The sequence below is a fragment of the Streptomyces sp. RK62 genome (assembly GCF_018070255.1).
GTDB classification, from domain to species: Bacteria; Actinomycetota; Actinomycetes; order Streptomycetales; family Streptomycetaceae; genus Streptomyces; species Streptomyces nigra.
On record NZ_JAGPYD010000018.1, the window covers coordinates 1 to 13622 of the forward strand.

A 13622-nucleotide genomic window follows, 5' to 3' on the forward strand; every position below is an offset into this window, starting at 1 on the left:
GCGTTCGTTGCCTCGGCGGTAGTTGCCGGTCCAGCGGGCCATGACGAGTTGCGGGTCGGTGGTGACCTCGGCGAGGAAGAGGGCGGCCCGGTCGCCCCGCAGGACGGTGGCTCGGCGGCAGTGGTGGGTGATGTGGACGGTTCCGTCGGGGTGGGCCTCGTACGCGAAGCCGCTCGGTTTGGGCATGCGGCGGATGGTACGGGCGTGGGGGCGCGGGCGCCCAAAGGTTTTCCCGGGGGCTGTCGCAACGCCGGACGGCTGACCTTCAGCCCGTCCGGCGTTTGAGGACGAGGCCCCTTCAGGGCCGAAAGCGGGGGGCCGGGGGCGGCAGCCCCCGGGATGGGACGGGTAGGGGCGGCGGGGGCGAGGGGACTTGCTACGGCACCACCACTATCTTGCGGCCCACTCCCGACGCGAACTGGTCCAGGGCCTGGGGGTACTGGTCCAGCGGGAGGCGGTCGCTGATGAAGACGTCCGGGTCGAGGACCCCGTTCGCGAAGAGCTCCGCCGCGCGCTCGTAGCTGTGCAGGACGGCCATCGACCCCGTGATGGTGATCTCCTGGTTGTAGATCCGGTACGGATCGATCTCCACGCGCGTCGCGTAGTCGGCGACGCCGAACTGCAGGAACGTGCCCGCCTTCGCCACCCGGCCGAGCCCGTCCTGGATCGCCCCCGCGTTGCCCGTCGCGTCGATCACCAGATCCCACCCCTGTGGGCGGTCCAGCTCGTCGGGGCCGGCGGCCGACGCCGAGACGCCGAGAGACCGGGCCGTCTCCAGCCGGGCCGGGTTGACGTCCACGACGTCCACACTCGCCGCACCCGTCCGCTTCGCCAGCTCCAGCATCATCAGCCCCATCGTGCCGGACCCGTAGATCAGGACGTGCGCGCCGAGGCGGGACTGCAGCACGTCGTAGCCGCGCACCGCGCAGGACAGCGGCTCGATGAGGGCCGCGTCCTGGGTGCGGACGTGTTCGGGGAGCTTCACGCAGTTCGCCACCGGAGCGACCGCGTACTGCGCGGCCCCGCCCGCCGTGGTGACGCCGATCGCCGCCCACCGCTCGCACAGATTGTTGTGCCCGGTACGGCAGTAACGGCACTCGTGGCAGTACAGGGACGGGTCGACGGCCACCCGGTCGCCCACGGACAGCTCCGTGACACCGGTGCCGACCCCGACGACCTCGCCCGCGAACTCGTGCCCGGGCACGATCGGCAGCTCGGGCGCGAACTCGCCCTGAAGGATGTGCAGATCGGTGCCGCACAGGCCGCACGCGGCGACCTCGACGACGACCTCGCGCGGGCCGGGCGTCGGGTCGGGGACCTCGGCGACGACGGCCTTGCCCACGGACTCGATGACGGCGGCCTTCATTTCACGGCTCCCAACGACAGGCCCTGGACCAGCTTGTCCTGGGCGGCGAACCCCGCGGCGAGCACCGGCAGGGAGATGACGAGCGACGCGGCGCACACCTTGGCCAGGAACAGGCCCTGGCTGGTGATGAAGCCGGTCAGGAAGACGGGTGCGGTCTCGGCGACCACGCCGGTGAGCACCCGGGCGAAGAGCAGTTCGTTCCAGCTGAAGATGAAGCAGATCAGAGCGGTTGCGGCGATGCCCGGCAGGGCGATGGGGGCCACCACGCGGGTGAGGACCGTCGGCAGCCGCGCCCCGTCCACCCGGGCCGCCTCGATCACGGCGACGGGGATCTCGGCGAGGAACGACTGCATCATCCACACCGCGATCGGCAGGTTCATCGAGGTGTAGAGGATGACCAGCAGCCAGATGTTGTCGAGCATGCCGGTGTTCTTCGCGAACAGGTACAGCGGCAGCAGACCCGCCACGGCCGGCAGCATCTTCGTCGACAGGAAGAAGAACAGGACGTCCGTCCACTTCCGCACCCGGCGGATCGACAGCGCGTAGGCCGCCGGGAGGGCGAGGGCCAGGACGAACAGGGTGGAGACGAGTGACGCCACCGCCGAGTTGACCAGGGCCGGCCAGGGGCTCGCGCCGCCGCCCGCGCCGAAGAACTCGCGGTAGCCGTCCAGGGTCAGCGCGGCGGCGAAGGACGGCGGGTTGGTCGCCGCGTCCTGTTCGGAGTGGAAGGACGTCAGCGCCATCCAGGCGATGGGCAGGAAGAACGCGATCCCGAGCAGCCAGGCCACCAGGCCGAGGCCCGTTCCCTTGCGGCGGCTGGGACGTCGTACGGCCACGGCGCTCATGCGCGTGACACCTCCTCGCGGAACAGGGACGACACCACGCGCAGCGCGAAGGTCGCGATGATGATCGAGCCGATGACCACCAGGACACCGGCCGCCGAGGCGAGGCCGTTCTCATGGGCCTGGTAGAAGCTCTGGTAGACGGTGTAGGGGAGGTTGGCGGTGCCGAGGCCCCCGGACGTGAGCGTGAAGACCGCGTCGAAGTTCTGGACGATGTAGATCGAGCCCAGCAGGGCGCCGAGTTCGAGATAGCGGCGCAGGTGGGGAAGCGTGAGATGGCGGAAGATCTGCCAGTCGCTCGCGCCGTCGACGCGGGCCGCCTCGATCTGCTCGTGGTCGCGGCTCTGCAGGCCGGCCAGCAGGATCAGCATCATGAACGGCGTCCACTGCCACACCAGGGAGGCCTCCACCGCGAGCAGCGGGGTGTTGGAGATCCAGTCCGGCTGTGGGCCGCCCACATAGTGCAACAGCCCATTGAAAAGGCCGTATTCAGGGTTGTAGAGCACATGCTTCCAGAGCAGTGCGGCGGCGACCGGTACGACGAGGAACGGCGCGATCAGCAGGGTGCGGACCACTCCGCGGCCCTTGAAGCGGCGGTCGAGCAGCAGGGCGAGCAGCAGCCCGAGGACCAGGCTGGCCAGCACCACCGCGACCGTCAGCAGCACGGTCGTCCACACCGAGTGACGCAGGTCGGCGTCGGTGAGGACCTCCTGGTAGTTGCCGAGGCCGGCGAACTTCCGGGCGTCCGGGTAGAGGGAGTTCCAGTCGAAGAACGAGATGACCAGGGTCGCCACGAACGGCAGCTGGGTCACCACGATCATGAAGATCAGCGCGGGCAGCAGGGGTGCCCTGGTCGCCCAGTTGCGCAGCCGGGCGGAGGGCGGACGGGTGGTGCGTACGGACGGTGTGGCCACGGGGGCCGTGGTGGTCGCTGTCATCGCCCCTCGTACTCCTCGGAGATCTTCTCGGCGAGCTGCTGGGACTTCCTCAGGGCCGAGTCGACGGACTGGCGTCCGGCGATGGCCGCGCTGATCTCCTGGGAGACCTTGGTGCCGAGGTCGGTGAACTCGGGGATGCCGACGAACTGGATGCCGGGCGCGGGCCGCGGCTGCACACCCGGGTCCTTCGGGCGGGCGCCCTCGATGGACTCCTTCGTCATCTCCTGGAAGGCCGCCGCCTCCGCGCGGTAGTCCGGGTTGGCATAGGTGGAGGCGCGCTTGCCGGCCGGGATGTTGGACCAGCCGAACTCGTCGCCGACGAGCTGCTCGTACCGCTTGCCCGACGCCCAGGAGACGAACTTCCAGGCCTTGTCGGGGTTGCGGGAGGCGTCCTGGATGCCCCAGGCCCAGGTGTAGAGCCAGCCGGAGGACTCGGTCTTCTCGACGGGCGCCGGGGCGTAACCGACCTTGCCCTTCACCGGGGACTTGGCCGCCTCCAGGGAACCGGCCGCCGAGGTGGCGTCGTACCACATGGCGACCTTGCCCTGGGTCATGTTGTTCAGGCACTCGGCGAAGCCGGACTGGGCCGCGCCGGACTCGCCGTGCTCCCGCACCAGGTCGACATAGAACTTCGTCGCCTTCTTCCACTCGGGGGAGTCGAGGCGCGCCTTCCAGTCCTTGTCGAACCAGGTGCCGCCGAAGGTGTTCACGACCGTCGTGAGCGGGGCCATCACCTCGCCCCAGCCGGGGAGTCCGCGCAGGCAGATGCCCTTCATGCCCGGTTCGGCGCCGTCCGTCTTCTCCGCGAACTCGGCCACCTGTTGCCAGGTGGGGTGCGCCGGCATCGTCAGGCCCGCCTTCTCGAAGACGTCCTTGCGGTACATCAGGAAGGACGACTCTCCGTAGAACGGCTGGCCGTAGAGCTTGCCGTCGTCGCCGGTGAGGGACTCGCGCATCGGCTTGAGGACGTCCTGCTCGTCGTAGCCGGGGTCCTCGCCGACGTAGGAGTCCATCTCCTTCAGCCAGCCGTTGCGGGCGTAGATCGGTATCTCGTAGTTGGAGAGCGTGGCGACGTCGTACTGGCCGGCCTGGTTGGCGAAGTCCTGGCTGATCTTGTCGCGGACGTCGTTCTCGGGGAGGACGGTGAAGTTGACCTTGATGCCGGTCTCCTGTGTGAAGCGCGGCGCGAGCTTCTGGAGCTCGGTCATCTGGGGGTTGTTGACCATCAGGACGTTGATGGCGTCACCCCCGGAGCCGGCCCCGCCCGCTCCGGTCCAGCAGCCGGAGAGCAGCGGGGCGAGCAGCGTCCCTGCGGCGGCCGCGGCGAGCGTGGCTCGCGGTGGCCGTCGTCGGCTCTGGGTTCGCATGGATCGCTCCTGGACGTGAGGGACTTATGGGGAGATAAGGGGCGGCCGACGATGTGGCGGTGCCCCGTGGGGAGGGGGGTGGTGCGTCAGACGCGGACGACCTGCGGCCCCATGAGCGCGTAGCGGTGGGCCTCGGTGGACGGGAGCAGGGTGCTCGTGACGATCGTCTCCAGCGCGCCGATCTCGGCGAACCGGCAGAAGCTGACCGCCCCGAACTTGGTGTGCACGCCCGCGAACACGGTGCGGCGCGCGGCGCGGATGGCCTGGGCCTTGACCTCGCTGACCGCCGGGTCGGGCGTGGTGAGGCCGTGTTCGCGGGAGATGCCGTTGGCGCCGATGTACGCCAGGTCGATGACGAAGCCGGCCAGCATCTTGGTGGTCCAGTGGTCGACCGTGGCGAGGGTGCCGGACCGGACCCGCCCGCCGAGCAGGAGCACGGAGGCGTGCTCGGACCCGGCGAGGGCGCCCGCGACCGGCAGGGACGCGGTGACCACGGTCAGCGGCCGGTCGGTGGGCAGGGCCTCGGCGATGAGCTGCGGGGTGAAGCCCTCGTCGACGAAGACCGTCTCGGCGTCCCCGAGCAGCTCGGCCGCGGCGGCCGCGATCCGGCGCTTCTCGGGGACATGGCTGGTGGCGCGGAAGGCGAGCGTCGTCTCGAAGCCGGCGCTCTCCACCGGGTAGGCGCCGCCGTGGGTGCGGCGCAGCAGCCCGTGGTCCTCCAGGACCCGCAGGTCCCTGCGCACGGTCTCCTTCGCCACGCCCAGCTCGGCGGCGAGCGCGGTGACGTCCACGGAGCCGTCGCGCCGTGCGGCCAGCACGATCTCGCGCTGCCGGTCCTCGGCCGTTCTCGTGCTCATGCCCGACCCTTGCCTTCCGTCGCCGATGCCCGGCTGGTTCGCCTCCGGACCCGTCCGTCCGGTGCCCGTTCGGGCCCGGTGGTGTCCCTGGGGGAAAGTTCTACAGCGGGTGCCCGGCACTGACCAGCTCTGTTGCGCGCCCGATGCTGCCCGTATGTGCCCGTTCACGGTGCGGTGTGCCCGTCTCGGACCTGCGGGGTTGTGGGTGGCGGCGTGGTTTCGGGCGCGGCCGGTGCCCGAACACGGCGGCGGGCGGGCCCGTTCGGTGCCCGCCCGCCGTGTTCCGGCCGATGCGTTCCGGTCAGTACGGCCAGATCGGCGGGTCGCTGACGAAGTGGCCGCCGAGGTGGGCGTGCGCGATGTTCTCCGGGTCGAGCTCGCCCTGCTCCGCGATCAGCTTCGCGGCGTACGGCTCGGAGTCGTCCCGCGGTTCGTAGCCGAGGGCGCGGGCGCTGGTGAGGTCCCACCACAGGCGGGTGTTGGCGGAGGAGCCGTGGACGACGGTGTGCCCGACGTCCGGCGCGGTCAGGGCCGCGTGGAAGAGCCGGGCGCCGTCGGCGGGGCTCATCCACACCGAGAGCATCCGGACGCTGGTGGGTTCGGGGAAGCAGGAGCCGATGCGCACGGACACCGTCTCCAGGCCGTGCTTGTCCCAGTAAAGCTGGGCCAGGTCCTCGCCGAAGCACTTGGACAGCCCGTAGAAGGTGTCCGGGCGGCGCGGGGTGTCGACGGGGATCAGCGGGTCGTCGCCCTGGGGGCGGGGTGTGAAGCCGACGGCGTGGTTGGAGGAGGCGAAGACGATCCGTCCGACGCCCTCCTCGCGGGCGGCCTCGTACAGGTGGTAGGTGCCCTCGATGTTGGCGCGCAGGATCTTCTCGAACGGGGCTTCCAGGGAGATGCCCGCGAGATGGATGATCGCGTCGACGCCTCGGACGGCCTCGCGCAGCGCCTCCCGGTCGGCGAGGTCGGCGACGATCGCGTCCGGCTCGTCCTCGATGGGGCGCATGTCGAGCAGCCGCAGGTCGTAGCCGTACGCCGGGAGCAGGCCGCGCATGAGGGTGCCGAGGCCGCCGGCGGCGCCGGTGAGCAGAACGGTGCGGGGTGCGGGCATCCTCGGGCTCCTGGGGTCGGCGCGGCACGGTCGGGCTCGGGTGGGATCGCGGTGCGCATGCTTGGACCGCATTCACATGCGTGGACACTGGCGGACACGCTAAGGAGCCGTCGCCGATCGCGTCAAGTCTCCCGCGAAGTGCGCCGATTCGCCGCCGGTCCGCACGAATGCGCGCTTGACCGGCCTCGACGGCGCTCCTTAGGCTGACATCGTTCAAGAATATGGACGTGGATCAGAAACGTGAGCGCCTGTTCTAGGGAGAGCCCGTGACGCCAGCCCCTCTCGCCGCACGCCTGAGCATTCCCGGCGGGCCCCTGTTCTTCCCCGTCACCGCCTTCGGCCCCGACGGATCGGTCGACCTCGACACCTACCGCACGCATGTCCGCCGCGGTGTCGAGGACGGGGCGGCTGCCGTCTTCGCCTGCTGCGGGACCGGTGAGTTCCACGCCCTCACCCCCGAGGAGTTCCAGGCCTGCGTACGGGCCGCCGTCGAGGCCGCCGAAGGCAGGGTGCCGGTCGTCGCCGGGACCGGCTACGGCACCGCCCTCGCCGTGCGGTACGCGGCGCTCGCCGAGGAGGCGGGCGCCGACGGGCTGCTCGCGATGCCGCCGTACCTCGTCGTCGCCGGGCAGGAGGGACTGCTGCGGCACTACCGCACACTGGCCGCCTCGACCGCGCTCCCCGTCATCGTCTACCAGCGCGACAACGCGGTCCTCACCCCTGACACCGTCGTCGAACTGGCCCGCACGGACGGGATCATCGGCCTCAAGGACGGCCTCGGCGACCTCGACCTCATGCAGCGGACCGTCAGCGCCGTCCGCACCGAGGCGCCCGGCGACTTCCTGTACTTCAACGGCCTGCCGACCGCCGAGCAGACCCAGCTCGCCTACCGCGCCCTCGGCGTCACCCTCTACTCCTCCGCCGTCTTCTGCTTCGCCCCCGAGATCGCCCTCGCCTTCTACCGGGCCCTGCACAACGGCGACGAGGACACCGCCGGGCGCCTCCTCGACGGCTTCTACCGCCCGTTCGTCGAACTGCGGGCGCAGGGCCCCGGATACGCCGTCGCCCTCGTCAAGGCCGGCGTACGGCTGCGCGGCCTCGACGTGGGGGAGGTCCGACCGCCGCTGCACGAACCGGCCGAGGACCACCTCAAACAGCTCGCCCAGCTCATCGAGCGCGGCCACACCCTCCTCGACGCGGAGGGGACCCGGTGAAGGCGTCGGCGTTCGTCTACCCCTGGGACGTCAACGGGGACCCCGAGGCACCCGGCCGCATCGCCGGCCTCGGCGTACGGCAGGCCACGCTCGCCTCGGCCTACCACTCCACCCGCACCCTCACCCCGCGCCACCCCCGCCACCGCGTCGTCACCGCCGACCACGCGGCCGTGCTCTACCCGATGGACGACGGCCGCTGGGCGGGCCGCGTGCCGCGCCCGTACCCGGCGGGCGACTGGGCGCCCGGCGACGCCTTCGGCGAGGCCGCCGCCGCGCTCATGGACGCCGGTCTGGAGGTGCACACCTGGGTGGTGCTCGCGCACAACTCCCGGATGGGCGTTGAGCATCCGGCCACCTCGGTCGTCAACGCCTACGGCGACCGCTACCCGTGGGCCCCGTGCATCGCGCAGCCCGCCACGCGCGCGTACGTCGTCGACCTCGCCGCGGAGGCCGCCGTACGGTCCGGGGCGCGCGGCACCGAGCTGGAATCCCTCGGCTGGTACGGGCTCCAGCATCTGCACGCCCACGACAAGACCGCCGGGATCGCGCTCGGGGACGCCGGGCAGTACCTGATGTCGCTCTGCTTCTGCCCGGACTGCGCGCGGGGCTACGGGTCACGGGGTCTGGACGCCGACGCGCTCGCCGCCGCCGTACGCGCCGCCCTCGAACCCCTGTGGCGCGGCACGGCCGCCGACGGGGGCTGGCCCGGAGTGGAGAAGCTGCTCGGCGAGGAGTACGCGGCGGCCACGCGCGCGTGGCGCGACGACACCGCCCGCACCCTCCAGGAGGACACGGTCGCGGCGGTCCGCCGGGCCGCCCCCGCCGGATTCCAGGTGCTGCTCCACGCCGACCCGGTCACCTACCACTGCGGCGCCAACGCGGGCGTGGACCCCGCGCACATCCTCTCCGTCGCGGACGGCGTGGTGGTGCCCTGCGCGGGCGGTCCGCGGCTGCTCGCCCCGTTCGCGGAGCAGGGCCGCGAGGGCGCGGTCCTCGCGGCCAACCTCCAGGTGGTCTCCGGGATGGGCGGCAGCCCCGGCACGCTCGCCGCGGACGCGGCCCGCGCACGGGACCGGGGCGCCACCGAACTGCGGCTGTATCACGCCGGGTTGGCGTCGGACGACGACCTGTCGGCCGTGCGGGAGGGGCTCGCCGCGCTCTGACGCGGAAGTGCCGCGCTCGCCGCCCACACCACGCCCAGGACGGCGAGCAGCACCGCCACGTCCACCGCCTCGACCAGGGCGGCCCCCACCGCCAGCCCGACCGCGTTCGGCGCGAGGACCAGCGTGTGGGCGGTGGCGGCGGTACGGCCGAGCAGCGCGTCCGGCGTCTCGCGCTGCACGGCCGTGAACGCGGCGATCAGCACGCACGGCAGCCCCGCGCCGATCGCCGCCGAGCACGGCAGCGCCACCGCGTCCGACGGCACCGCCCGCAGCCCCGCCGCGACGGCGGTCACCGCGATGCCGTACCCGGCCAGCCGATGTGCGCCGAGACGGCGCAGCGCCGGGCCCGCCAGCAGCCCGGCCACCACCGAACCGGCGCCCTGGACGGCGTACAGCACCCCGGCGTAGGCGGGCGCGTGCCCCAGGGCGTCGATCACGGCGTACAGGGCCGCCCCGTTGACCCCGGCGCACAGCATGGTGGCACCGCCGGCCAGGACGAGCGGGCGGAGCCGTGGGTGCCTCCACAGGTGCCGGGCGCCCTCCCCGATCCGCACCCGCTCCCCTAGGGCCGGTGGCGGCTCGGGCACCCGCAGGCAGGCGTACAGTCCGGCCGCGAGGACGAAGGAGGCGGCGTCGAGCAGGACGACGGGGTCCGCGCCGTACGCCCCGTAGAGGACGGCGCCCGCCGGGGGAGCGACGAGCTTCAGGCCCTCGGAGACGGTCATGCGCAGCCCGTTGAACTCCCCGAGCAGGGACGCCGGGACGGCACCGGCGACGAACGCGGACTCGGCGGCGTCCTGCACGACGCCCACGGCGCCGTAGACGAACAGGACCGCGAACACGAGCCAGACGCGCCCCGGCGAGTCGACGGCGGTGAGGACGGGGAGAAGCGCCGCCGGGAGCAGATGGAGGCCGATCAGCAGCGGCCCGCGGCGGACGGTGTCGGCCAGGGCGCCGAGGACCGGGCCGGCGGCGGTGGGCGCCCACAGGGCGAGCAGACACAGGGCGGCCAGCCCGTCGGAGCCGGTGAGGTCCTTCACCCACACCCCGGCCACCAGCCACAGCGCGGAGGTGCCGAAGCCGGAGACCAGGACGGCGGCGAGACACAGGCGGGCGTCGCGACGACGCAGGACGCGGGGGAGCGTCCGGGAGACGGTGTGCTTCATGCCCGCCCACGGTGGGGCTGAGGCGGGGGTGCGGGCATCGGGCGGACGCCCTGTTCCGCGTCGTCAGTCCCCGGCGGTCTCTGAGGACGGTTTCGCGTGGAGGACCTCGCGGGCCTGCTCGGCGGCGCGGGCCAGGTTCTCGGCCACGTACTGCAGGAAGTGGCTGACGTTCTCCAGCCGGACGGCCGCCGGGGTGCCGGGCCCGAGCACGTCCACGCCCTCGCGGGTGAGCTCCACCTGCTCCTCCAGCGACCGCACGCTGGCGATCATCGACTGGTACCAGAGGTCCTCGTCGATGACGTACCGCTCGCGCCGGCGCTCGTCGCGCTCTCTGCGGACCAGGGACTGGCTCTCCAGGAACGCGATCGACTTCGAGACGGTGGCCGGGCTGATCCCCAGCCGCTTCGCGAGGTCGGCCGCCGTCATGCTGCCGGTGTCGCTGGTGAGGAGGCAGACCATCACCCGGGACATCGTCTTGGCCAGGCCCGAGCCCATCATCACGGTGGTGAACCGCTCCTCGTACTCGGCGACGGCGTCCTCGTCGCGCCCGTACGGCAGCGGGCCGGACGCAGGGTCGGGAGCCGAGGCCGTACGGCGCCGGTGCGCCCGGCGCTCGGCCGCGCGGTGGGCGAGGTCCGCGCGGTACTCGGTGGGGCCGCCGTTGCGCATGACCTCGCGCGTGACCGTCGACGTGGGCCGGTCGAGGCTCCTCGCGATCTCCGCGTAGGCCAGGCCGTCCGCGAGCCCCGTCGCGATCCGCTGGCGTTCCTGCTGGGTGAGCCTGCCTCCCGGCATCGGGTTCTCCTTCTCCGTGCGCGTAGGGGGTCAGCGTAGCGTTCGGGTCCATCTCGTTGCAACGAACGAGGGAGATGTCGTTGCATTGTCCTCAGCTCCATTGCAACGAAATAGTGGCGATGAGCTGTGCTTATGGGTTTCTGATGCAACAAGCATGTTGCCCACTCCATGAACGCAACGTAGCGTTTCGGTTGTCGGAAACAGCCGGTACAACACCTGGGAGAACCCATGCACACCTTCGACGCCCCCGCCCCGATCGCCCTCGTCCTCGACGTCCCCGCGGGCCGTCTCCAGCTCATCGCCGGCGAGCGGCGCGACGCCACCGTCGAGGTGCGGCCGGCGGACGCGTCCCGCGGCCGTGACGTCGAGGCCGCCGAGCGGATCGACGTCACCTGCGCCGACGGCGTCCTCAGCGTCACCGCCGCCACGCCGTCCGGGATGCGCTCCCTGCGCGACCCCGGCTCGGTCGAGGTGACCGTCCGGCTCCCCGCCGGCTCCCGTGTCGACGCCAAGGCATCCCTGGCCGAGCTGCGCGGCGTCGGACGCCTCGGCGACCTCGCCTTCGAGGGCGCCCAGGCCACCGTCAAGGTCGACGAGGCCGACAGTGCCCGCCTCGCCCTCCAGGCCGGCGACATCACGGTCGGGCGGCTGCGCGGCGCCGCCGAGATCAGCACCGAGAAGGGCGACATCGCCGTCACCGAGGCCGTCCACGGCGAGGTCACCCTGCGCACCGGGCACGGGGCCGTCACCGTCGGCGCCGCCCGCGACGTCTCCGCCGCCCTCGATGCCGGCACCGCCTACGGCCGTGTCCACAACAGCCTCAGGAACGCCGACGGCGCCGGCGCCGCCCTCCAGATCCACGCCACCACCGGCTACGGCGACATCACCGCCCGCAGCCTCTGACACCCACGCCACACACCCACAGGGGGAACCCGCTCATGAGCGACGCGGCCATCACCGCGCACGACCTGCGCAAGTCCTACGGCGGCACGACCGTCCTCGACGGCATCGACCTGACCGTCCCGCGAGGCACGATCTTCTCGCTGCTCGGGCCCAACGGCGCCGGGAAGACCACCGCCGTCAAGATCCTCTCCACCCTGATCCCGCCGGACCCCGGCAGCGGCACCCTCCGGGTCGCCGGCCACGACCTCGCGACCGACCCCCAGGCCGTACGCGCCGCCATCGGCGTCACCGGGCAGTTCTCCGCCGTGGACGGCCTGATCACCGGCGAGGAGAACATGCTCCTCATGGCCGACCTGCACCACCTGCCCCGGCGGGAGGGCCGGCGGGTCGCCGCCGAGCTGCTGGAGCGCTTCGACCTCACCGAGGCCGCGGGGAAGCCGGCGTCCACCTACTCGGGCGGTATGAAGCGGCGCCTGGACATCGCCATGACGCTGGTCGGCGACCCGAGGATCATCTTCCTCGACGAGCCCACCACCGGTCTCGACCCGCGCTCGCGGCACTCCATGTGGCAGATCATCCGCGCGCTGGTCGCCGACGGCGTCACCGTCCTCCTCACCACCCAGTACCTGCAGGAGGCCGACGAACTCGCCGACCGGATCGCCGTGCTGAACGACGGGAAGATCGCGGCCGAGGGGACCGCCGAGGAGCTGAAGCGGCTGGTCCCCGGCGGCCACGTCCGGCTCCGCTTCACCGACCCGGCCGCCTACCGGGGCGCCCGCGCCGCACTGGGCGGGGTCCACCCGGACGACGAGGCCCTCGCGCTGCAGATCCCGAGCGGCGGCAGCCAGCGCGAGCTGCACACCCTTCTCGGCCGGCTCGACTCCCTCGGCATCGAGGCCGACGAGCTGACCGTCCACACCCCCGACCTCGACGACGTCTTCTTCGCCCTGACCGGCGACGCCGTCATCCCCTCCCCGACCGAGGAGAACGCCCGATGAGCACCCTGTCCCTCGCCGTACGCGACTCCTCGACCATGCTGCGCCGCAACCTCCTGCACGCCCGGCGCTACCCGTCGCTCACACTGAACCTGCTGCTCACGCCGGTCATGCTGTTGCTGCTCTTCGTCTACGTCTTCGGCGACACCATGAGCGCCGGCATCGGAGGCGGGGCCGCGGACCGCTCCGCGTACATCGCGTACATCGTCCCCGGCATCCTGCTCATGACCATCGGCAGCACCACGGTCGGCACGGCGGTCTCCGTCTCCAACGACATGACCGAGGGGATCATCGCCCGTTTCCGCACCATGGCGATCCACCGCGGCTCGGTGATCGTCGGGCATGTCGTCGGCAGTGTCATCCAGTCGGTGGCCAGCGTCATCGTGGTCGGCGCGGTGGGCGTGGCCATCGGGTTCCGCTCCACCGACGCCACCGTGCTGGAGTGGTGCGCCGCGTTCGGGCTGCTCGTGCTCTTCGCCACCGCGCTCACCTGGATCGCGGTCGGCATGGGCCTGGTCAGCCCCAACGCGGAGGCCGCCAGCAACAACGCGCTGCCGCTGATCCTGCTGCCGCTGCTGTCCAGCGCGTTCGTCCCGCTCGACGCGATGCCGGGCTGGTTCCGTCCGGTCGCCGAGTACCAGCCGTTCACCCCGGCCATCGAGACCCTGCGGGGACTGCTCCTCGGCACCGGCATCGGCCACCACGGCTGGCTGGCCCTCGCCTGGTGCCTGGGCCTCGCGGTGCTCGGTCACCGCTGGTGCCGGGCCCGGTTCGACGCCGAGCCGAAGTGACCCCGGCGGAAACCCGTCGGAACCTGTCGGTCCTCCCCCTGGGGGAGGACCGCAGCCGTTCCTAGCGTGGTGCCCGTCCGAGTGGTCCAACCGCTGCACACAAGAAGGCACTTC

14 protein-coding genes are annotated in these 13622 nt (G+C 72.1%); 5 read left to right on the plus strand and 9 right to left on the minus strand.

All coding sequences use genetic code 11. The annotated features are described in order from the left end of the window. The 7 genes from KBY32_RS29965 to KBY32_RS29995 all read right to left on the minus strand — a co-directional run. On the minus strand, nucleotides 1-186 hold a 186-nt coding region (locus KBY32_RS29965), incomplete at its 3' end, for a hypothetical protein (protein ID WP_210982306.1). 190 nt (nucleotides 187-376) lie between these two features. Then, nucleotides 377-1366 (minus strand): zinc-dependent alcohol dehydrogenase family protein, encoded by a 990-nt coding sequence (locus KBY32_RS29970; protein WP_210982307.1) that lies wholly within the window; start codon nucleotides 1364-1366, stop codon nucleotides 377-379. Continuing rightward, a complete protein-coding gene (locus tag KBY32_RS29975; RefSeq protein WP_210982308.1) occupies nucleotides 1363-2211 on the minus strand; it encodes a carbohydrate ABC transporter permease in 849 nt (282 codons plus the stop codon). Before KBY32_RS29975 ends, KBY32_RS29970 begins: the two co-directional genes overlap by 4 nt. Continuing rightward, complete coding sequence (locus KBY32_RS29980) at nucleotides 2208-3146, minus strand: carbohydrate ABC transporter permease (RefSeq protein WP_055621424.1); 939 nt, start codon at nucleotides 3144-3146, stop codon at nucleotides 2208-2210. The genes KBY32_RS29975 and KBY32_RS29980 overlap by 4 nt, the downstream gene beginning before the upstream one ends. Next, complete coding sequence (locus KBY32_RS29985; protein ID WP_210982309.1) at nucleotides 3143-4513, minus strand: sugar ABC transporter substrate-binding protein; 1371 nt, start codon at nucleotides 4511-4513, stop codon at nucleotides 3143-3145. Before KBY32_RS29985 ends, KBY32_RS29980 begins: the two co-directional genes overlap by 4 nt. 86 nt (nucleotides 4514-4599) lie before the next feature. After that, on the minus strand, nucleotides 4600-5370 hold the full coding sequence (locus tag KBY32_RS29990) for a DeoR/GlpR family DNA-binding transcription regulator (RefSeq protein WP_210982310.1): 771 nt from the start codon (nucleotides 5368-5370) through the stop codon (nucleotides 4600-4602). Nucleotides 5371-5671: 301 nt separating this feature from the next. Further along, nucleotides 5672-6481, minus strand: coding sequence for an NAD(P)-dependent oxidoreductase (locus KBY32_RS29995; RefSeq protein ID WP_210982311.1), 810 nt, complete (start codon nucleotides 6479-6481; stop codon nucleotides 5672-5674). A 266-nt stretch (nucleotides 6482-6747) separates the two neighbouring features. On the opposite strand from KBY32_RS29995, the gene KBY32_RS30000 reads away from it, so the two are divergent. Further along, nucleotides 6748-7695 carry a 5-dehydro-4-deoxyglucarate dehydratase gene (locus KBY32_RS30000; RefSeq protein ID WP_210982312.1) on the plus strand — a complete coding sequence of 316 codons (948 nt, stop codon included), beginning with the start codon at nucleotides 6748-6750 and terminating at the stop codon, nucleotides 7693-7695. Continuing rightward, on the plus strand, nucleotides 7692-8858 hold the full coding sequence (locus tag KBY32_RS30005) for a hypothetical protein (RefSeq protein ID WP_210982313.1): 1167 nt from the start codon (nucleotides 7692-7694) through the stop codon (nucleotides 8856-8858). The genes KBY32_RS30000 and KBY32_RS30005 overlap by 4 nt, the downstream gene beginning before the upstream one ends. Here the strand turns inward: KBY32_RS30005 and KBY32_RS30010 are convergent. Both KBY32_RS30010 and KBY32_RS30015 read right to left on the minus strand, forming a co-directional pair. Further along, nucleotides 8795-10024, minus strand: coding sequence for an MFS transporter (locus tag KBY32_RS30010; protein ID WP_210982314.1), 1230 nt, complete (start codon nucleotides 10022-10024; stop codon nucleotides 8795-8797). The genes KBY32_RS30005 and KBY32_RS30010 overlap by 64 nt on opposite strands. A gap of 63 nt (nucleotides 10025-10087) precedes the next feature. Continuing rightward, a complete protein-coding gene (locus KBY32_RS30015) occupies nucleotides 10088-10819 on the minus strand; it encodes a helix-turn-helix domain-containing protein (protein WP_210982315.1) in 732 nt (243 codons plus the stop codon). Nucleotides 10820-11047: 228 nt separating this feature from the next. On the opposite strand from KBY32_RS30015, the gene KBY32_RS30020 reads away from it, so the two are divergent. From KBY32_RS30020 to KBY32_RS30030, 3 genes are read left to right on the plus strand one after another with little or no spacing between them, the layout of a single operon-like run. Continuing rightward, nucleotides 11048-11722, plus strand: a complete 675-nt coding sequence (locus KBY32_RS30020; protein ID WP_210982316.1) for a DUF4097 family beta strand repeat-containing protein — start codon at nucleotides 11048-11050, stop codon at nucleotides 11720-11722. Nucleotides 11723-11757: 35 nt separating this feature from the next. After that, on the plus strand, nucleotides 11758-12720 hold the full coding sequence (locus KBY32_RS30025) for an ATP-binding cassette domain-containing protein (protein ID WP_210982317.1): 963 nt from the start codon (nucleotides 11758-11760) through the stop codon (nucleotides 12718-12720). Continuing rightward, nucleotides 12717-13508 (plus strand): ABC transporter permease, encoded by a 792-nt coding sequence (locus KBY32_RS30030; RefSeq protein WP_115506151.1) that lies wholly within the window; start codon nucleotides 12717-12719, stop codon nucleotides 13506-13508. Before KBY32_RS30025 ends, KBY32_RS30030 begins: the two co-directional genes overlap by 4 nt. The last annotated feature ends 114 nt before the right edge of the window (nucleotides 13509-13622 follow it).